This is a genomic window from Arenibacter sp. P308M17, assembly GCF_003426735.1.
Lineage (GTDB): Bacteria > Bacteroidota > Bacteroidia > Flavobacteriales > Flavobacteriaceae > Arenibacter.
This window is the reverse complement of record NZ_QVON01000001.1, coordinates 897,778-919,823: the sequence shown is the minus strand read 5'-3', so window position 1 is coordinate 919,823 and position 22,046 is coordinate 897,778. Positions and strand designations below refer to the sequence as shown.

Below are 22,046 nucleotides of genomic sequence, written 5' to 3'. Positions count from 1 at the left end.
GTAGCTACGTAAGGATATTTTGCAACGCAGGAACGGCTCAAAAGACACATTAAATTACCCGTAGGTTTAGGCTTCACTTGACACTAGTTTTTACGCCGATACAACTCAGAGGTATCCAAGAAATCCAGCAGATTAATTTTGCTGTCCCCAAATACATAGGTCTTGGAAGAGCCTTTGGAATTCAGGTCCACAGTTGCCGTTGATAGGACTTCGGCAGAAGCGTTGCCTTCCAAGTTTGCTTGGACCGCATTGGCTTCCAATCTTTTTGCCTTAAGATCGGAATTATCCAATAACTGGAACTGGAAAACATTGGTAAAACCCTCTAGGTCGGCCCTGGAATTGCGCTGCATATACAACACCGTATTTTCCATAACCCCGAACAATCTTAAATCCGCATTTTCGGCAAGGCGAATAGTTAAGGAATCACTGTCCACCTTAAAATTGCCCTGGCTATTATCGTTCATTGTAATGGCCATAGCATCGGCATCCACATCTATTTCCACCCTACCGGACCCCTTGGTATTTACTTCAAGATATTCGGTTGAAAATCGGTTCGAAACCACTACATTGCCCTCATTGGCATCGATACGGAACAATTCGCTAAAATTAACGGTAATGTTCAGTTTTTTCTTGGAGGTTACTTTATAGTAGGAACTAATGATCAGTGTTTCATTCTCTACTTCAAATTTTAATATATCGATTAGGTTATCGTCCGCTTCAATAATGTACTCCCCGGTTGTACCGGCCTGTAAGTTGATATCAAGATCATCATCAAGTTGAACCGCATTGAAAGGGGCCAGTGCTTCCCTCACCTCTATCACATTTCTATTGCCCTTAATTTTAGGTTTTCGTTGGGAATACACCATACAGCCAACCAATAACATAAAAAATAAAAGTAAATGTCTCACTTCCAAAATTTTAAAATACATAATAGGTCTTTATCTAAAACAACTGCTATAGCCCTTAACCCTGGGTCACCACAAATTTGCAATTAATTAATATGGTCTACAACCAGCAAAGGCTATGCCGATTTTCCATATGCAAATGGAAGGTACAAAAAAAGTCCATCTTAGGGATGGACTTTTAAAATTTGTTGTTTCCAATCGTTAGTGGTGCAACTCCTCCTCACCTTCGTAAAGTGGCATGGTTTGTGGCACGAAATCCTGACCTGGAATTATATATTCCCCATTATCATCGGTTTTACTATAATCATATGGCCATCTATGTACTTCCGGGATTGCTCCAGGCCAATTGCCATGAATATGTTCTACCGGTGTGGTCCATTCCAAGCTAGTTGATTTCCATGGGTTCTGAACGGCCTTATTTCCGTAGAAAATACTTCTAATGAAATTGAAGGCAAATACTAACTGTGCGGCGGCGGCAATAAGGGCAAAAACCGTCATTAAGACCTGGATATCGGTTAGGTCATCAAACATGGGAAAAGCCGTATTCTCGTAATACCTACGCGGTACGCCTGCCATTCCCACAAAATGCATCGGGAAGAAAACGCCATAGGAACAGACGGCCGTGACCCAAAAATGCACATACCCCAAGTTCTTGTTCATCATTTTACCGAACATCTTGGGAAACCAGTGATAAACACCGGCAAACAAACCGTAAAGTGCGGATATACCCATTACCAAATGGAAGTGGGCCACCACAAAGTAGGTGTCGTGCACATTAATATCCAAGGTACTGTCCCCAAGGATAATTCCTGTTAAACCACCAGAAATAAAGGTGGAGACCATTCCTATGGAAAATAGCATTCCAGGGTTTAATTGGAGGTTCCCTTTCCACAAGGTTGTAATCCAGTTGAAGGCCTTTACCGCAGATGGAATCGCGATCAATAAGGTAGTAAACGTAAACACCGACCCCAAGAAAGGATTCATCCCGGAAATGAACATATGGTGTCCCCAAACAATTGTGGACAAAAATGCAATTGCCAAAATAGAGGCAATCATGGCCCTATATCCAAAAATTGGTTTACGGGAGTTGACCGCCATAATTTCCGAAACCATACCCATAGCGGGTAAGATTACGATATACACCTCGGGGTGTCCCAAAAACCAGAATAAATGTTCGTACAATACCGGAGAACCACCTTGATAATGCAATACCTCCCCTTGGATAAAAATATCGGATAGGAAAAAGGAAGTGCCAAAGCTTCTATCCATGATCAAAAGCAAAGCAGCTGATAATAATACCGGGAAAGAAATAACACCTATAATTGCAGTTACAAAGAACGCCCAAATAGTCAAAGGCAGTCTGGTCATGGACATTCCCTTGGTCCTAAGATTGATTACGGTAACAATATAGTTCAATGACCCCAATAGGGAAGAAGCAATAAAAATGGCCATAGATACCAGCCACAGGGTCATTCCCATACCAGATCCTGGCTGAGCCATAGGAAGGGCACTAAGCGGTGGGTATACCGTCCATCCGGCGGCCGCAGGTCCCGCTTCAACAAAAAGCGAAATTACCATAATCACACTGGACACAAAGAACAACCAGTACGAAATCATATTCAAGAATCCTGAAGCCATATCCCTGGCCCCAATCTGAAGTGGAATCAATAAATTACTGAAGGTACCACTCAATCCTGCCGTTAAAACAAAGAAAACCATGATAGTACCATGTATGGTTACCAAGGCCAAATAAACATCGGCATCCATAACACCTCCAGGTGCCCATTTGCCAAGAATAGCTTCAAAAATTGGAAAAGATTCCCCTGGCCATGCCAATTGCATTCTAAACAAAAGTGACATCATAATACCAATGAATCCCATTATAAGTCCAGTAATCAAATACTGCTTGGAAATCATTTTATGATCTTGACTAAAAATATACTTCGTCACAAAGGTTTCCTTGTGATGATGTCCGTGATCATCTGAATGGTCTTCTACGTGTGCGTGAGCGGTTACAGACATAGTTCTATTTTTAAATTTTTTATAAGGTTATTTTTTAAGACTAAAATTATTGTGTTGCGGCCATTGACTTCCCAAACGTCTGCTGACTTGCTATCCAGGCATTGTATTCCTCTTCCGTTTCAACAATAATTTTCATTTGCATATTATAATGGGACTTCCCACATATCTTGTTGCACAACAGGATATAATCAAATTCCCAAGGATCGGAATTGTCCAACCCTTTTGCCGCCTTTTCTGCCCTAATACCATTGATACGTTTTACCTTGTCAACAACATCCGGATTCTGTCTCATTTCCTCAGTGGTAATGGTAGGGGTAAAGGAGAATTGTGTAATCATTCCCGGCACGCAGTTCATTTGGGCCCTAAAATGGGGCATATAAGCGGAATGCAACACGTCCTGGGAACGCATTTTAAAATTTACCTTGCGCCCCACCGGCAAATGCAATTCCTTAACAATAATATCGTCGGCCGCATTTGGATCTGCGCTATCCAACCCTAAAACATTGGCCTTATCAATATCGATCATCCTAACATTGGCATCGCCCAAAACATTATCGTTACCGGCATATCTTGCCGTCCAGTTAAACTGTTGGGCATATAGTTCTATGGTAAGGGGGTCGTCCTCATCATTGACATCCATAATATTGGTCCATGCGTACAGCCCCCACAAAATCAATCCTGCCAAAACGATGACCGGAATAATGGTCCATATGAATTCCAAACGGTCGTTATCCGCATAGAACAAAGCTTTTCTTTCCCTATCCCCCCTATACTTATAAGCAAAGTAGTGCAGTAGAAATTGGGTCAAGGTCTGAACAATAAAAATGATTATAAATGAAATAGCCATTAACGAATCATATCCACCGCCATGCTCGGAAGCAGCTTCGGGCAAAAGTACTTTAGAGTATTTCCAGAAGCTAAAAATGGTAATCCCGTAAAGGAAAATCAAGAAAGCGAACATTAAATACCCATTGTATTTATTATCCGTTTCACTTGCTACTTGGGAATTGCTAGCTCTAATTTGTGACAATTCGAATATCTTGGTCATTTGCCAAATAGCAATTGCCACTAATACTAAAACAACTATGGTCAATAATGGAGTCATCGTATGATTTGAAATTATACTTATATACTAAATACTAATAATGAAAATGTTTGCTCTCTTCAATAAACGGATTGCGCTTTGGCTGCAACGGAGCCTTGGTCAACGCCCTGAATACAAAAAAGATAAACAATCCTGCAAAGAACAAAATAGATCCAATTTCGGGGATACCAATAAACCATTGATCACCCACTGTAGCAGGCATAATAGCCACGTAAATATTCAGATAATGACCTACTAGAATAACGATACCAGTCATCACTACAAACCAATTTACCCTTTTAAAATCACTGTTCATAAGCAAAAGCACCGGAAACAAAAAGTTCATTGCCACCATACCGAAAAATGGCAAATTGAAATCCGCTATCCTGGTAACGAAGTAGGTTACCTCTTCAGGAATATTGGAATACCAAATCAACATAAATTGGGAAAACCATAAATAGGTCCAGAAAATACTCATCCCGAACATAAATTTGGCCAGATCGTGTATATGACTATCATTTACATCCTTCAGATATCCTTTAAATTTAAGGTAAATGGTTATCAAAGCTATAACGGTTATCCCCATAAGAAACATACTTGCGAAGATATACCATCCAAAAAGAGTACTGAACCAATGGGGGTCCACACTCATAATCCAATCCCAGGACATCATGGATTCCGTTATCAAATAAAACACAAGAAAACCGGCCGAAATCCTAAAATTCAATTTAAAATTGGAATCATCATTGGATTCGTCCTGGGCCAAGGACAATTTACGGGAATACTCCCTATATAATATCCAGCCTCCCAAGAAGACCGCTGCCCTGATCAAGAAAAAAGTACCGTTAAGATACCCGGATTTCCCTTGCAATAGGGCATCATGCGCAACCACCTCGGGATCCATCCACACAAACAAGTGATTCATATGGGCAACCGACAGGGCCAATATTACCAAGACTATGATACCTCCGGGTACCAAATAGGCCGTAATCCCCTCCATTACCCTAAATAGCAATGGTGACCACCCTGCCTGGGCAGCACGCTGTACAGCGTAAAAAGCGAGTGTTCCGAGTGCAATCATCATAAAGAAAAGTGCAGCTACGTATAAGGACGCCCAAGGTTTGTTCTGTAACTGATGCAGTAAATGCTCATCATGTGATGCATCATGGGCTTCCCCATGTTCCATTTCGGCACCATGACCCTCCGTAACCGCATGGGCATCCCCGTGACCATCACCATGTCCGGCCACAATCGCCTTTGCCTCCTCTACAGTACTTGGTGCAGCCATAAAACCAATACCAATTCCCAAAACGCCTACAGCCATTAAAATGAAGGAAGCAATTTTTAATCTATTTGAAAAAGTGTACATATTGCTAATATCTAGGTCTTATTTTGTTAAATCATGTTTCAATTTCATTACGTATTCAGAAACCTTCCAACGCTCTTCGGTATCCAATTGCCCTGCATAGGAACCCATGGAATTCAATCCGTAATAAATGGTATGATATGTAGTTCCTACAGTTATGTTTCTCGCTACATCGGCATAGCTGGGTACGCCCAATATCTTTTCCCTCTTCACCAAGTTGCCTTGTCCGTCTCCTTTGTCCCCGTGACAAATTGCACAATAAATAGTGTACAGTTCCATGCCTTCTGCCAGATTGGCCTCACTATTTAGGGAATCCAACGGACTTGGATTGAGTCTTGCCATTTCCTTTCCTTCTATGGTATTTTCAATACCGTAAGGTATCCACCCCCTTGGCACCGTATTTTCGGCCGGAAGTCCGGCCTCCATCCCATCTGGAAGAAAATCTACTTTCTGGTAGGTCTCATAACCTACGGACTTGTACATATTGGGCATGTATTGATAGTTTCTGCTATTTTTGTCTGCACAAGAAGCAACTAATAATACCAAACCAAACAAGACCCCTATTTTGCTAAAACTGTTCATAATATCTATGACTACTTTTCTGTAATATTAATTTCGACTGCTCCGGTATCCATCAACAGATCCATCAATTCCTGTTCGTTATCATGAATTTCGATTTCCATTAAAAAATGATCATCCGTTGTTCTTACATCAGGATTTTCGGCTTCTTTAAAAGGCCACAACCTACTTCTCAGGTAAAAAGTAATTACCATTAGATGCGCCGCAAAAAACACGGTCAGCTCAAACATGATTGGCACAAAGGCCGGCATGTTCTCCAAATAACTGAAACTGGGCTTACCCCCAATATCCTGTGGCCAATCCTGGATCATGATGAAATTCATCATTACAATGGCCACCGTAAGACCAACACAACCATACATAAAGGACGTTATGGCAATTCTGGTAGGGGCAAGCCCCATCGCCTTGTCCAAACCATGTACCGGAAAAGGACAATAAACTTCTTCAATATGATGCTTTGCGGCTTTTACCTTCTTAACAGCATGCATTAGCACATCGTCATCATTATAAAAAGCATGTATAACTTTCGACGCCATAATTATTTCTTATTATTTAAAATCTTTGCTTGTCCTGCCCAATCATCTCTCTGTGCCCTACCTGGGAACGATTCCGTAATGGAGTCCAACAGATCATACTCCCTATCCGTCATACGCCCCACCTGCGCGAAGGTATATATCCCTATTTGATTCAAAGTAGCTTCCATTTGAGGCCCAATACCTTTTATCTTCTTAAGGTCATCCGCTGTTTCCGTAGTAGCATCGAAGGTCCCAAGGGTGCCTAAAAGCTCGGAAACCCCTACTTTATCGCCCATCTGTGGCACTACTTCCCCCATCAACACATCATCGGTTATGGGTTCCCTTTCTTTCACCACAGTTCTGCTTTTGGAAATTTCGTACAAAGGCTTGCCCGCATCCCTTAATTTTTTATATTTCTCACCCGAAGATTTTAAAATGGACTTTACCTCGGCCTGGGCAATAACAGGGAAGGTCCTTGCATACAATAAAAAGAGTACGAAGAAGAACCCAATGGTTCCGATGAATATCCCTATATCCACAAATGTTGGGGAGAACATGGTCCATGAAGATGGAAGGTAATCCCTGTGCAATGAAGTTACGATAATTACAAAACGCTCGAACCACATTCCTATGTTTACCACAATAGAGATAAAGAATGAGAACATAATACTGGTCCTTAATTTTTTGAACCACATAAACTGTGGCGAGAACACGTTACAGGTCATCATTGCCCAATATGCCCACCAGTAAGGTCCGGTTGCCCTGTTCAAGAAAGCGTACTGCTCGTATTCAACACCGGAGTACCAAGCCATGAACAATTCCGTAATATAGGCACACCCTACAATGGAACCGGTCAACATGATTACGATGTTCATCAACTCTATATGCTGTACGGTAATATAGGCCTCCAAATGGCAAACCTTTCTCATAATGATCAACAAGGTGTTCACCATGGCGAAACCGGAGAAAATAGCCCCTGCAACGAAGTATGGGGGAAAGATGGTAGTATGCCATCCGGGTATTACCGAGGTAGCAAAGTCAAATGATACAATGGTATGTACGGAAAGTACCAAAGGCGTGGCCAAACCGGCCAAGACCAGGGACACTTCCTCAAAACGCTGCCAATCCTTGGCGCGCCCTGTCCATCCAAAACTTATCAAACTGTATATTTTCTTCTGAAAAGGCCTCACCGCCCTATCACGGATCATCGCAAAATCCGGAAGCAATCCGGTCCACCAAAAAACCAAGGACACGGAGAGATAGGTCGAGATGGCAAATACGTCCCAAAGCAATGGTGAATTAAAGTTTACCCAAAGCGACCCAAACTGATTGGGGATAGGCAATACCCAGTACGCCAACCATGGACGGCCCATGTGGATGATAGGGAACAATCCGGCCTGGACCACCGAAAAAATGGTCATGGCCTCCGCGGAACGGTTAATGGCCATCCTCCATTTCTGCCTAAATAGCAATAGTACCGCAGAGATCAGGGTTCCTGCATGTCCGATACCTACCCACCAAACGAAGTTGGTAATATCCCAGGCCCAGCCTACAGTTTTGTTCAATCCCCAAGTACCGATACCTGTTGATACCGTGTAAATTATACAGCCAACACCCCATAGGAATGCCGCTAATGCAATGGAAAATACAATCCACCAATGCTTATTGGCCTTCCCTTCAACCGGAGCGGCAATGTCCACAGTTACATCGTGGTATCCTTTATCTCCAAGAACTAAGGGTTTTCGTATAGGTGCTTCGTAATGCGACGCCATAATTTAATATATAGTTACGTTCCTTTAATTTGATTAAGCTTCGTTCGTATTCCTCACTTTCACGTGATAAAAAACATTGGGTTTGGTCCCAACATGCTCCAACAAGTGATACATGCGGTTACTTTCCTTTAATTTTACAATTTCACTCTCGGCATCATTTACGTCCCCAAACTTCATAGCACCGCTACTACATGCTGCGGAACAAGCGGTTTGAAACTCTCCGTCCTTAACGACACGGCCATCCCGTTTGGCATCCAAAATTGTTTTCTGGGTTTTTTGGATACACATAGAGCATTTTTCCATAACCCCTCTAGACCTTACGGTAACGTCAGGATTAATGACCATCTTGCCCAGGTCATTGTTCATGTGGTAATCAAACTCATCGTTTTCATTATACAGGAACCAGTTGAATCTCCTCACTTTGTATGGACAGTTGTTGGCACAGTACCTTGTTCCAACACATCTGTTATAGGCCATATGGTTTTGGCCCTGACGCCCATGGGAAGTTGCGGCAACCGGACAGACAGTCTCACATGGTGCATGGTTGCAATGCTGGCACATTACAGGCTGGAATGCCACTTGGGGATTGGCCGATGGATCTTCCATCTCACCAAATCCGCCCAAAGATCCCTTATCCCCGAACAAGCCGTCAAATTCTTCTTTTTTGGTATCATCCTGGGCAAAGGTATCTTCCGAAGAGTAATACCTATCTATACGCAACCAGTGCATATCCCTTGATTTTCTTACTTCTGCCTTCCCTACGACCGGCACATTGTTCTCTGCATGACACGCTATAACACAGGCCCCACAACCTGTACAGGCATTCAAATCTATGGACAGATTAAAATGGTGTCCTATGGAACGGTCAAAGCTATCCCATAAATCTACGGAAGTAGCAGGAACTTCCTGATGGTCCAAGGACACTACAGGAACAACGTTCCATTCCTTGGCATCCTTTGTATTAAATATCTCCAAGGTAGTTTCCTTAATAATATCGCCCCTGCCCATTAAGGTCTTGTGCAATTGGACACAAGCAAACTCGTGCATTCCGGCCGACTTTTCCAAGGTTACCGATTGGATATTGGAAAAATCCTTATACAACGTATAGGCATTTACCCCGGTCTGCATTTCACTTTTCATTCCTACGGTTTTCCCGTACCCAAAAGAAAGCCCTATAGAACCGGGAGCCTGACCAGGCTGTATAATAACGGGAACACCATCAATTACTGCTCCGTCTACCGTAAGTTTTACATAGCTACCGTTTAAACCGCCATCTGCCACATTTTCATTGACCAAGGCCAATTTTTCTGCATCGGCTTTGGAAACGGTAACATAATTATCCCAAGAAACCCTGGTAATAGGATCCGGAAACTCTTGCAGCCAAGGGTTGCTTGCCTGCTGTCCGTCACCCATACCCACCTTGGAATACAAGGTAAGCTCCATCCCTTCTGCAGTAGCTCCGGACAAACTTCTAATGGCAGATGCCAAGGGCACCTCTGTAACAACTTCTTCCGATTCCGCAACTACAGGAGCAGCAACGGTAACCACATCTTCCGCAACAACCGGAACAGCCTCAAAAACACCATCGTGCAATGCCTGATTCCAGTCACTCCCCGCCAATATTCCGGCGTTCCAAGTTTCCTTTATATAATCGTAATAGGTTTTATCGCTATCCAACCATTTCAATAGGGCCGATTGGATCTGCCTTGTATCGAACAATTCCTTTATGGTAGGCTGCATAAGGCTAAAATGCCCTTTCTTCATTTGGGCATCGCCCCAAGATTCCAGATAGTGGTTGGAAGCACCAACGTACTGCACCAATTCCGTAGTCTCGTTTCTATTGGTGGAAAATGCCACCGTTAAATCAACATTCTTGATTCCCTCCACAAAATCTGCGGCATTGGGCAAGGAGTATGCCGGATTAACACCGTCCATCAACAAAGCCCCAATTTTACCCGCTTTCATATCGGACAAAAGGGCATTGACCGCCTTAACATTGCCCTGCCTTACGTACTTGGGAGCCGTAACATCAAAAGCCATGCTTCCCAACATTTCATTAATGGCCAAAACCACTGTCTGGGCATGAACATCCTCGATCCCCGTAACCACTACGGCATTTGATCTATTTTTTAATACTTGGGCGGCCACAGCATCCAGTGCTGCTTTTGCGCTTTCGGGAAGACTTGCGCTTACGGCAGTACCATTAAGTTTTCCGTAGAAATAGGCCAAGGCCACCTTTTGTTCGGATGGGGTCAATGGAACCCTTTTATCCGCATTGGCACCGGTCAAGGACATATTGGCCTCGAACTGCACATGCCTGGACATTTTTCCATTTACAGGAACCCTGCCCTTGGCATACCCGCTATCATAACCACCACCTTGCCAGTCCCCTAGGAAATCGGCACCGAAGGAAACTATGACCTCGGCATTCGCAAAATTGTAATCGGCCAAAGCCCTTTCACCATACCTGGCCTCAAAGGCAGAAAGCGCCGCATCCTCGGATATGGCATCATAAGTAACATGATCCACATCTCCGTAGGCTTCCTTGAATTCTGCAATCAATGCAGCAGTGGAAGGACTTGCATATGTCTGCGATAATATCGCGATTCTTTTCGTTGAATTCTTTAACCCTAATAGCTTGGACTTTACCGCTGTATCCAAATCGCTCCAAGCAATAGGCTCCCCGTTAAAGGTTGGCCCTTGCAAGCGGGTACTATCATACAATGACAGTACCGATGCCTGAACACGGGCATTGGCACTACCGGCAACTTTTGCATCCGTATTATTTTCAATCTTAATAGGTCTTCCCTCACGGGTTTTCACCAAAATACTGGCAAAATCAAAACCATTGGCAATAGTAGTGGCATAAAAATTGGCCACCCCGGGAATAATGTTATCCGGTTTCACCACATAGGGAATAGACTTGGTCACCGGTCCCTCACATGCCGCCAATGAAGCCGCAGCCGTACTAAATCCGACATACTTAAGAAAATCCCTTCTGTTAGTGGAAGATGCCGCCAATGTTTCCTTATCGCCCAAGAAATCATCTACAGGAATCTCTTGAACAAATTCATTTTGTCTTAGCGTCTCAACAATGGAATCGTTGGGGTTCAATTCCGCCTCGCTTTTCCAGTATTTTTTGTTTGATGACATATTATATATCTGAAATTATCTTCTGGTTAATTTGATTAATAGTGGCACTTACCGCATTCCAATCCACCCATCTGAGCGGCCGTAAGCTTATCTACCCCATACTTTTTGGAAAGTTCGGCATGAATCTTTTCATAATATTCATTACCCTCCACCTTAACATTTGTTTCGCGATGACAATTAATACACCATCCCATGGTAAGCGGGGAATATTGATACATAATTTCCATCTCCTGAACGGGACCGTGGCAGGTCTGGCACTCTATTCCCGCAACGGATACGTGCTGGGAGTGATTGAAGTAGGCAAAATCAGGAAGATTATGGATCCTTACCCATTCCACCGGTTTGGACTCCCCGGTATATTTCTGATTTTCCTCATCCCATCCCACAGCCTTGTACAATTTTTTGATTTCACCGGTATAGAACTCATTGGTATACCCATTGGCCAAATCCTCCTTGCTTGGCCCCTCAGGGTTTCCTTTGTATTCATATATGGACTTGTGACAGTTCATACACACATTGAGCGATGGTATTCCGGAAGTCTTGGAAACCCTGGCCGAAGAATGGCAATACTTACATTCTATAGCATTATCGCCAGCGTGGATCTTATGGGAATAATGAATAGGCTGAATCGGGGCATACCCCTGATCCACCCCCACCTGCATCATCCACCCATAGGCAAAGTAAGCGGCGCTCAATAAAAGAAAAATAGAAAACACCAGGACCAAAAACTGATTTTTAGCGAAGGCTTTCCAAATGGGCAGCCTTTTTTCCGCCGATTCCTTTTCCAAGACCACTCCGTTGGCTTCCGCAATACGCCTTAAGGTTTTGTTCACCAAAACCAACATCATCACCAACAGGGCAAAAACCAATGCCAGCGCCCCCAATATAATTTCATTGGAAATACCGGAGGCATCCCCTGCACCCTGGACGCCTTCCGATACAGCAACAGGAGTTGCAGCCACCACGGGAGGCGCATCGGTATAGGCCAATATATCATCTATATCCTGATCGGACAATAATGGAAAAGGGGTCATTGCCGCCTGATTGTACTCATTGTAAATTTTTAAGGCATCGGGATCCCCGGATTTGATCATCGCAGGACTGTTCTTAACCCACTGGTGAAGCCACTCCCTATCATACTTTTCAGAGACCCCCGCCAAAGCCGGACCGGTCATCTTTTTGTTCAAAGCATGACATGCGGCACAATTTTGGTTAAACAACTGTTTACCTTTTACAGCATCGCCTTCCCCCGATGGGGCCGCTGTAGATTCTTGAGCAAGAAGGGAATTTGAAAGCAGTAATGCTACTACCAGACTTACACCTAAAACTTTAGAAATTAGATTGCGGTATGGAACCTTTTTCATATTAAAAATATTTCTATCGAAAGTTTGGCATGATATTTATATATTCACAATAACAAACAAATTGACCATGCTCAAATTGATGGCAAAAATACGCATTAGACTTTATTTGGGAAATGTTAAGGTCTTGATAATTTATAATTTATACCAATTCTAAATAATAATAAAATCTTTTGATTGATTCTGAATATTTTACATTTGCAACGTCTAAATATTACAAAATAAATGCCCTATGAAAACCCTTTCTTTTACCCTTATTCTAGCCAGTTCCATTTTTTATTGCCATGGGCAACAAGGCCATATAAACATTCAGCAGGATGAAAATATAACCAAGCTATTGGGGATCTATAAATCCGTAAATGAAAACAGCAGCCATTACAGAATTCAGGTCGGATTTGGCTCCTTTCAGGAAGCAGAAACCCTGAAGGCAAACGTAGACAAGGATTTTCCAGATTGGCCCACTAAAATAGATTTTGAATCCCCAAGTTACAGGGTCAGGATAGGGAGATTCAAGACCCAATTGGAAGGGGAACGCAAACTTATAGAGGTAAGGCAAAAATATCCGAGTGCCATGCTCTTAAAACCAGAAAAAACGACCAATTAGGTCGTTTTTTCTTCAATTATTTAAATAACGGAAAAACGGCTATTTCAATTTCTTCTTAACAGCTACTTCCTGAAAAGCTTCCACGATATCCAATTCCTGTATATCATTGTAATTTTTGACCTGCAACCCGCAGTCATAACCTTTGGCTACCTCTTTTACATCGTCCTTAAACCTCTTCAGCGAGGATAGCTCCCCAGTGTATATGACCACACCGTCACGGATCAATCTAATACTTGAATTTCTAAAAATCTTACCACTGGTCACCATACAACCTGCAATAGTGCCCACCTTGGATATTTTAAAGGTTTCACGTATCTCCGCGGTCCCTGTGATCTCTTCTTTCATTTCAGGGGACAACATACCCTCCATGGCATCCTTAAGGTCATTGATGGCATCATAAATAATAGAGTACATCCTAATATCTATTTCTTCTTTTTCGGCCACCTGCCTGGCATTGCCCATTGGCCTTACATTAAATCCGATAATGACCGCATCGGAAGCAGAGGCCAACAATACGTCCGATTCAGTAATGGGACCTACCGCTTTATGAATTATATTGACCTGTATTTCGTCTGTAGACAATTTCTGGAACGAATCCGTCAAGGCCTCCACAGAACCATCTACATCACCCTTAAGGATGATGTTCAATTCTTTAAAGTCGCCCAACGCAATACGACGTCCGATCTCATCCAAAGTAATATGTCTTTGTGTCCTAACCGATTGCTCACGCAACAATTGGGATCTTTTGGTAGCGATTTGTCTTGCCTCGCGCTCATCCTCCAGAACATTGAACTTATCCCCTGCTTGGGGGGCTCCATCCAACCCTAATATGGATATTGGTCTTGAGGGTCCCACCTCCTTAATGATATTGCCACGCTCATCTTGCATGGCCTTAACCTTACCACTGCAGGTTCCGGCCAGGACATAATCACCGATCCTCAAAGTACCGGCCTGTACCAGGATAGTGGACACATAGCCCCTACCCTTATCCAAAAAGGCTTCCACTACGGTACCCGAAGCCAGTTTATTAGGATTGGCCTTCAGTTCCAGAAGCTCCGCTTCCAAAAGCACTTTCTCCAACAATTCCTTGACCCCTAGCCCTGTTTTGGCCGAAATATCATGGGACTGGATCTTACCGCCCCAATCCTCCACCAATAGGTTCATTTGCGCCAGGCCATCCTTTATCTTTTCAGGATTGGCCGTAGGCTTATCAATTTTGTTGATTGCAAAAATTATGGGAACCCCTGCCGCTTGCGCATGGCTTATGGCCTCCTTGGTCTGGGGCATAATATCATCATCCGCCGCAACTACAATGATCGCTATATCCGTAACCTGTGCTCCACGGGCACGCATTGCCGTAAAGGCCTCGTGCCCGGGAGTATCCAAAAAGGATATCATTTGACCATTTTCCAAAGTCACCCCATACGCACCAATATGCTGGGTAATTCCCCCGCTCTCCCCTGCAATAACATTTTCCTTTCTTATGTAATCCAACAACGAGGTTTTACCGTGATCCACATGCCCCATTACGGTTACTATTGGAGCCCTTGGCTCCAAATCTTCCGCGGCATCCGCTTCCTCAACAATACTTTCCTCCAAATCGGCCGTTACAAATTCCACTTCATAACCAAATTCATCGGCTACAATGGACAAAGTCTCCGCATCCAGTCGTTGGTTCATGGTAACCATGATCCCAAGCGACATACAGGCGGATATGATCTTCGTAGTCGGTACATCCATCATAGTAGCCACTTCGCTGGCGGTAACAAACTCGGTGACCTTTAAGATTTTACTTTCCAGTTCCTGTTGTTCCAGGTCCTTTTCGGTTTGTTGTCGGTGCTGATCCCGCTTATCCCGCCTATATTTGGCCCCTTTTCCTTTTTTGGATTTTCCTTGAAGTTTTTCCAAGGTTTCCCTTACCTGTTTTTGTACATCTTCCTCCGTAGGCTCTACCTTGGCATTGGATACGAACCGCTGTCCGGGAGCCCTTCTTACGACAGGTCCCCTTCCTTTGGCTGCCGGTGGTCTGCCCGTGGATTCGGCACTAGTGGTACCGGGCTTGGAAACTATACGTTTCCTTCTTTTTTTTCTATCGGAGGTATCCCCGGATTTTGGTGCTTCTTTTTTCTTTTTGGGCTTTTCAAATTTGGTGAGATCTATTTTGTCCCCCATAATTTTTGGCCCGCTCAGTTTTTGATATTTGGTAGCAATGACCTCATTTTCCCCCGATGCATCCTGTTCGGCAGGAGCCTCGTCCTTCTTCTCTTCCTTCACCGCCTTAACCTCTTCAAATCTTACAGTTTCCTGTTTTGGAACCACCTCTTCCTTCTTGGCCTCGGGAACTTCCACTTTTTCGGGAACAGCTACTTTAGGCTCTTCCTTTACTACTTTTTCAGGGGTTTTTTCCTCTACTTTTTCCGGCGTTTTTTCAGGAGCCTTTTCTACAGTTTTTTCAGGGACCTCTTCTTCCGATTTAATTGGTTGTGCAGGCACTGTTTTTTTGCCGGCGTCCAAATCTATCTTTCCAACGGTCTTTGGACCGGCAAGTTCTACCCTACCCTTGATAATATTATCTTTCTCGGCCCTCTTTTCCCTTGCAAGCTTCTTTTCTTCCTGCTCCTGCTCCAGCTGTAACCGTATAGCTTCCTTTTCCTTCCTCTTTTCTTCACCCACCTCTTTGGACGCAACTTTCTTGCTCATGTCCGTTTGGAACTCGTCCAATAGAACCTGGTATACCTCATTGGATATTTTAGTGGTAGGCCGTGCATCTATATCGTGCCCTTTGGACCCGAGATAGTCTACCGCACGGTCCAATGAAATATTAAGTTCTCTTAGGACTTTATTAAGCCTTATCGTTGCATTATCCGCCATAAAAAAAAATTCCTATTCTTGTAATTTACTGCTAATATATAGTTTAATCTTCTAATTCTTCCTTAAGAATTCGCACAACTTCCAAAATTGTCTCCTCTTCCAAATCGGTTCTTTTCACCAGATCATCCACATCCTGTTCCAAAACACTTCTGGCGGTATCCATACCTATTTTCTTAAATTCCTCAATCACCCATGCTTCTATTTCATCGGAGAACTCGGTAAGCTCAACATCTTCTTCCACACCTTCACGGAACACATCGATCTCATAACCGGTCAATTGTCCTGCCAAACGAATGTTGTGCCCTCCCCTGCCAATGGCCTTGGAAACTTCCTCTGGCCTTAGATACACTTGGGCGGTCATTTTTTCGTCGTTCAATTTGACCGAAGACACCCGTGCTGGGCTCAAGGCCCTGGTAACCAATAACTGTGGATTACTGGTCCAATTTATTACATCTATATTTTCATTGCCCAATTCACGGACAATTCCATGGATCCTGGATCCCTTCATTCCCACACAGGCCCCTACCGGATCAATACGATCATCATAGGAATCAACGGCTACCTTGGCCTTTTCCCCTGGAATCCTTACCGCCTTCTTAATGGTTATCAAACCATCGAACACTTCAGGGATTTCCTGAAAGAACAGTTGCTCCAAAAACAGGGGAGAGCTTCTGCTCATAATTATGGTAGGCTTGTTGCCCTTAAGCTCCACGCTCTCTATTATTCCACGTACATTATCCCCTTTTCTGAAGAAATCGGACGGTATCTGCTTATCCTTCGGCAAAATAATCTCATTCCCCTCATCATCCAAAAGAATAATGGCCTTATGCCTTATATGATGTACCTCTGCGGTATAAATCTCTCCTTCAAGATCCTTAAATTGCTTGTAGATAGTGGTGTTATCGTGCTCATGGATCTTAGAAATAAGATTTTGCCGTAAGGCCAAAATAGCCCTTCTTCCCAGATCTATCAATTTTACCTCCTCGGATACATCTTCACCAACCTCAAAATCAGGTTCAATTTTTCTAGCTGCGGAAAGCGATATCTCTTCGTTTGGATCTTCCACTTCCCCATCTTCTACCACAACCCTGTTTCTCCAAATCTCCAAATCCCCTTTATCCGGGTTTATAATGATATCGAAATTGTCATCGGAACCAAACTTCTTCTTTAACGCATTCCTAAAAACATCCTCCAAAATCGCCATTAGCGTTACCCTATCTATGAATTTATCATCTTTAAATTCCGAAAAAGATTCGATTAGCGCAATATTTTCCATTTTTGAACTACAATTAAAATTTTAATACAACTTTAGCTTCCTTAATATCAGAAATTGCAATTTGCTGCTTTTTCTGAACCGTAATTTTCCCTTTTCCTACGGGTTTGGGTTCCCTATCTTTCCACTCCAGGGTGATACTATCCCCCGAGGCCTCTGTTAACTTGCCTACAAATTCCCCGTCCCGGGTCTTGACTTCAAGCTTTCTACCTATATTTTTTGTATACTGTCTGGGCAATTTAATCGGGGAAGCCGCTCCCGAAGAAGCAACTTCCAGGGAAAAGTCTTCTTCTTCCCTGTCCAAATTATGCTCTATGGCCCTACTTACATCCATGCAATCCTGCAGGGTAACACCTTGGTCACCGTCCAAAGTAATCTTTATTTTATTATCCGCCGAAATAGAGAAATCCAATAAAAAAAGTGATTGATTCCCCTTTAACGCTTCTTCTAAAAGTGCAGTAACTTTATCCTTCAACATATACTTCGGTTTTATTGAACACACACCCCCAAATCCAAAAATCGACCCTCTCGGAATATAAGGTAAAGCTGTTTTCTTACCGTGCCGTCCAATTAAGTATAGTAATAAAAGAGGGGACAAAATGTCCCCTCATGAATACTTTATATTCTTTCAGCACCGCAAATATACATAATTTTTAGATTCTACAAGAATCTATGTTATTTATTATATAGAAAGACCAATGGACCAATCCCTAAAGTTTTGTTCGAATTTGAAAAAGTCATGATCTACCGGCCAAAAAATTGCTCTGTTCCTGTTTGTCCCCTCTATCGTCCAAACGCACGGCATTGGCTTGGCCGAACCTCGATTTGGCAGCTAATCATCGATTGCAAGAATACCAATAAATAACAATGGAGCAACCGATATATAAAAATCGACCAGGGCCGAATATTGGCCAACGGGACCATAAACCACCCTAAAAGTTTTCGGGGCTACTTAAAAGGTAGTCCCGTCCCAAGGGTCGGAGACTATATTGAGTGAAGGATATTTTTGGTAAAGCCTAAAGTTATAAAATCTATTATTAATTTTATTAAGTACCTTTGCACCAGCGTGTTCTACAAAGAATCGTTTGTTCCAACCATCTAAACCTTTTCTAAAAAGTAGTATGAATTGCCACAATAAAAACTATCCCTTCAACATTGCCCAAATAATCGTTTTCCAAATTAGTTAAGGGAATTTACGCAAGCAGCGCGTTTTAACGTTGCCCATAAAATTGATTTTTCAGAAATATAAATGGCAAAAAACGCCAACATAACTGTTATTTCCCTAAAAGCCTTTATCTTTCAAATTCAGAAAAAAAACAGAAAAGCCCCCGCTAAAAGCAAACTCATAATATTCCAAGTTGATACTTGCAACGGAACAGGTCCGAAATATTAGTAATTTATGCAACATTTAAGTAAAAATTATATCGGCGGGTGGGCCATCTATAAAAAGCATGTTCAGGACGTAGTTTTGAAGAATGAAACCAGCAGCCCGGGAGAAGTTTCCTATTGGCGAAATGCCGTTTTCTGCAATATCCTTACCTACCTTACGCCCTTAAGTTTAATAGCACTCGTTCCAAGCGTTACAATGGCCTTTGTGAACGGGGTTGCCGTTATCGGCCTTGCAGATTTATTTGCCTTTTCCACAATAGTCCTCATAACCATTGGTCCCGATATAAAACTCGAAATACGGAAGGCCATCTTTATTGGAATACTTTTCTGTTTATCGGTAACGCTCCTCTATTTTTTACCGTTACCCGCACCGGGACTTTTGTTTGCCCTTGCGGTTACCATTCTCTCTTCCCTTATCTACTCTTCCAAGGCCGCCTATTTATCAGCTTGGGCAAACACCCTTGTCTGCCTTTTCTTTGCCCTACTTATTTATTTCGGAATGGAAAGCCCTATTTCCTCTGTATATGGTTTTGGCTCATGGGTCGCCATATCATCCAATTTGGTTCTATTAAGTTTTGCATTTTCCAAATGTTTGGACCTGCTCCTAGCCGGGCTGACAACATCGTTGGAGGAAAATAAAATTTCGGAGGAAAAACTGGAGAGGGCCAATCGGCTTTACCAGTTCATAAGCCAGATCAACCAAACCATTGTACATGTAAAAGATGCGAACACACTTTTTAGAAAATCGTGCGACATTGCCCTTGAGTTCGGCAAATACCAAATAGCCTGGATAGGCAGGTTTAACCCGGCAGAAAATAAAATAGACCTTCTTGATTCATGCGGCATTCCGGAACAGGATATCAGAGCATTTACCGATTCCCCTTATGAAATTAATGGACCGGAGAATTACGTATTGAGAACAGGCAAGTATTTTCTCTGCAACGATATTGGGAAGACCCTTAAAGTAAAAAGCTGGAAACATTATGCCAATAAACATAACATTGGATCCTTAATCGTATTGCCAATAAAAAAATGGGACAACATCGTCGGTACGTTCAACCTCTACGCAAAAGAACGTAATTATTTTGACCAGGACGATATTGCATTGCTAAAAGAAGTAACAGGGGATATATCCTTTGCCCTTGAAATGTTTGAAAATGCAGAAAGGCATCAGGAAGCGGAAATAGAATTACAAAAAAACTTCGCTGAATTGGAAGCGGTCTCGAACCAGCAATCAGCCATTCTAAACACCTTGCCTGCTAGCATAGCTTTACTTGAGAATGACGGAAGCATACTAAAAGTTAATGACGAATGGATTCATTTTGGAAAATTAAACGGGTTGGACGATGCCTATCAGCATCTTGGTAAAGACTATATTGCAATATCCGAAAATTCTAAAGGTATTGATGCAGAAGATGGCAGGCGCATGGCACAGGGTCTAAAGGATATATTGAGTGGGACCAGAGCCTATTTTACGATGGAATACCCCTGCAATTCACCTACCGAAAAAAGATGGTATAAAGTAGAGGTGAGGCCCTTTAAAAGCCATTTTCTGACAGGTGCAGTGGTGATGCATATCGACATTTCCGAACGCAAAAAAACTGAGGCGGAAATGTTATTGCTCATCAATAACACCGAAGAGTCGTTTATATTGCTCAACAGTGAGCTGCAGATTGTATCCTTCAATAATCAATTTAGAAATTTATACAGAAAATATTTCAATCTGGAAGTGCGCAAAGGGGATTCCATTTTAAATTATGTACAACCGGAAAGAAAGGAGATCGCCGCTGCCATATATAAAAAAGTATTGGAAGGGTATGTTGAACAAGCTGAAATTATCGTCCCCGATTCCAACAATTCAAACACTTACTTTTCCCTCAAATACAGTCCCGCCAAGGATGAATCCGGCACTATCTTTGGCGCTTTTGTAACAGCCATTGATATTACGGAGAAGAAGAAGGCAGAAGAGCAAAAAGAGTTTGAAAGAAGGGATAAGGAGGCGCTTATTAACAGTACGGATGATTTCATTTGGAGCATTTCAACTGATTATAAATTAATAGCTGCCAACGATGCATTCGTCAAGGAAATGAAAGAATTTACCGGCCTTGAAATTCAACAGGGGGATGATTTAATGAGTTTTGATATGATCCCGGATGAGTCCATAAAAAATTGGGAGGAACTTTATCGCAGAGCACTTTTGGGAGAGGCTTTTAAAACAGAAATTTACACCCCCCATTCTTCCGGAAGGGACGAATCATGGATTGAGGCAAGCTTCAACCCTATTATTGTGAACAAATATATTGCCGGTATTGCATGCCATTCCAGGGATATAACTAAAAGAAAAAATGCAGAATTGGAACGGATAAAAATAACGAACGACTTGCTTCACCGGAATCGCGCCCTGGAGCAGTTTACCTTTATTATTTCCCACAATCTGCGCGCACCAACAGCAAACATTATCGGTATATCCGAATACTTGCAAACTGAATCGCTCACACAACAGGAGCGAACAGAATTTTTGCAGGCACTTGCTACATCTGCCCTGGGCCTGGACAACATTATTAAGGATATCAATTACATACTGCAAGTAAAACTGGAAGTTAAGGAAAGAAAGGAACCCATTTCCTTTTCAAAATTGGTGAACGATATATCTACCAGTTACGGTAATCTTAATGAAAAACATCCCGTTCATATCCAATCTGATTTTTCCGAGGTTGATGAAATTTTTTCCTTCAAAGTTTATATGCACAGTATATTTTACAATTTAATAAGCAATAGCATAAAATATTGTAGGCCAAACGAGCAACCGTTCATTGAAATAATGAGCAAAAAAGAAAACGGAAAAATAGTTCTTATATTTAAGGATAACGGATTGGGCATCGACCTAAAAACAAAAGGCCATAAAATATTCGGCCTTTATGCACGGTTTCACTCCCATGTAGAAGGCAAAGGCATGGGCTTGTTCATGGTCAAGACACAAGTAGAGGCAATGGGCGGAAAAATAACCGTGGCAAGCGAACCCGATAAAGGAACAGAATTTACCATAATTTTCGAATAAACGATGTCATAGAAACAAACCGTGCTCGAGTTAGGGCCTACACAAATGGACCGGCCTTACAAGCTAGGGCGCCATCCGGGCGGGCTTCTAGCAA

General features: G+C 42.6%; 14 protein-coding genes. 2 read left to right on the top strand and 12 right to left on the bottom strand.

Annotated features, from left to right (window positions below):
* Window positions 1-83 precede the first annotated feature (83 nt).
* From D0S24_RS03705 to D0S24_RS03665, 9 genes are all read right to left on the bottom strand, one after another.
* The gene (locus D0S24_RS03705; protein WP_181938018.1) at window positions 84-908 is read right to left on the bottom strand and encodes a GIN domain-containing protein; all 825 of its coding nucleotides are present in this window, start codon (window positions 906-908) and stop codon (window positions 84-86) included.
* A 198-nt stretch (window positions 909-1,106) separates the two neighbouring features.
* Entirely contained in the window at window positions 1,107-2,927 is a 1,821-nt protein-coding gene (locus tag D0S24_RS03700) for a cbb3-type cytochrome c oxidase subunit I (protein WP_117018466.1), read from the bottom strand.
* Window positions 2,928-2,973: 46 nt separating this feature from the next.
* On the bottom strand, window positions 2,974-4,032 hold the full coding sequence (locus tag D0S24_RS03695; RefSeq protein WP_117018465.1) for a cytochrome c oxidase subunit II: 1,059 nt from the start codon (window positions 4,030-4,032) through the stop codon (window positions 2,974-2,976).
* Window positions 4,033-4,066: 34 nt separating this feature from the next.
* The gene (locus tag D0S24_RS03690; protein ID WP_117018464.1) at window positions 4,067-5,380 is read right to left on the bottom strand and encodes a quinol:cytochrome C oxidoreductase; all 1,314 of its coding nucleotides are present in this window, start codon (window positions 5,378-5,380) and stop codon (window positions 4,067-4,069) included.
* Between the two features lie 18 nt (window positions 5,381-5,398).
* On the bottom strand, window positions 5,399-5,959 hold the full coding sequence (locus tag D0S24_RS03685) for a cytochrome c (protein ID WP_117018463.1): 561 nt from the start codon (window positions 5,957-5,959) through the stop codon (window positions 5,399-5,401).
* Between the two features lie 11 nt (window positions 5,960-5,970).
* Window positions 5,971-6,492, bottom strand: coding sequence for a DUF3341 domain-containing protein (locus D0S24_RS03680; RefSeq protein ID WP_117018462.1), 522 nt, complete (start codon window positions 6,490-6,492; stop codon window positions 5,971-5,973).
* A 2-nt stretch (window positions 6,493-6,494) separates the two neighbouring features.
* On the bottom strand, window positions 6,495-8,243 hold the full coding sequence (gene nrfD / locus D0S24_RS03675; protein WP_117018461.1) for an NrfD/PsrC family molybdoenzyme membrane anchor subunit: 1,749 nt from the start codon (window positions 8,241-8,243) through the stop codon (window positions 6,495-6,497).
* Between the two features lie 33 nt (window positions 8,244-8,276).
* Window positions 8,277-11,396 (bottom strand): TAT-variant-translocated molybdopterin oxidoreductase, encoded by a 3,120-nt coding sequence (locus D0S24_RS03670; RefSeq protein ID WP_117018460.1) that lies wholly within the window; start codon window positions 11,394-11,396, stop codon window positions 8,277-8,279.
* Between the two features lie 35 nt (window positions 11,397-11,431).
* Window positions 11,432-12,760, bottom strand: a complete 1,329-nt coding sequence (locus tag D0S24_RS03665; RefSeq protein WP_117018459.1) for a c-type cytochrome — start codon at window positions 12,758-12,760, stop codon at window positions 11,432-11,434.
* A gap of 229 nt (window positions 12,761-12,989) precedes the next feature.
* On the opposite strand from D0S24_RS03665, the gene D0S24_RS03660 reads away from it, so the two are divergent.
* Window positions 12,990-13,361: an SPOR domain-containing protein gene (locus D0S24_RS03660; protein ID WP_117018458.1), complete on the top strand. Its 372-nt coding sequence runs from the start codon at window positions 12,990-12,992 to the stop codon at window positions 13,359-13,361.
* Window positions 13,362-13,400: 39 nt separating this feature from the next.
* On the opposite strand, the gene infB is transcribed toward D0S24_RS03660, so the two are convergent.
* Genes infB through rimP form a run of 3 tightly spaced genes read right to left on the bottom strand, consistent with a single transcriptional unit; the run spans window position 13,401 to window position 17,983 of the window.
* Complete coding sequence (gene infB / locus D0S24_RS03655) at window positions 13,401-16,232, bottom strand: translation initiation factor IF-2 (RefSeq protein WP_117018457.1); 2,832 nt, start codon at window positions 16,230-16,232, stop codon at window positions 13,401-13,403.
* A 43-nt stretch (window positions 16,233-16,275) separates the two neighbouring features.
* Window positions 16,276-17,508 (bottom strand): transcription termination factor NusA, encoded by a 1,233-nt coding sequence (gene nusA, locus D0S24_RS03650; RefSeq protein ID WP_072862850.1) that lies wholly within the window; start codon window positions 17,506-17,508, stop codon window positions 16,276-16,278.
* Window positions 17,509-17,521: 13 nt separating this feature from the next.
* Window positions 17,522-17,983 carry a ribosome assembly cofactor RimP gene (gene rimP, locus D0S24_RS03645; protein ID WP_117018456.1) on the bottom strand — a complete coding sequence of 154 codons (462 nt, stop codon included), beginning with the start codon at window positions 17,981-17,983 and terminating at the stop codon, window positions 17,522-17,524.
* Between the two features lie 921 nt (window positions 17,984-18,904).
* Between rimP and D0S24_RS03640 the strand changes: the two genes are divergently transcribed.
* On the top strand, window positions 18,905-21,952 hold the full coding sequence (locus D0S24_RS03640; RefSeq protein WP_117018455.1) for a PAS domain-containing protein: 3,048 nt from the start codon (window positions 18,905-18,907) through the stop codon (window positions 21,950-21,952).
* The last annotated feature ends 94 nt before the right edge of the window (window positions 21,953-22,046 follow it).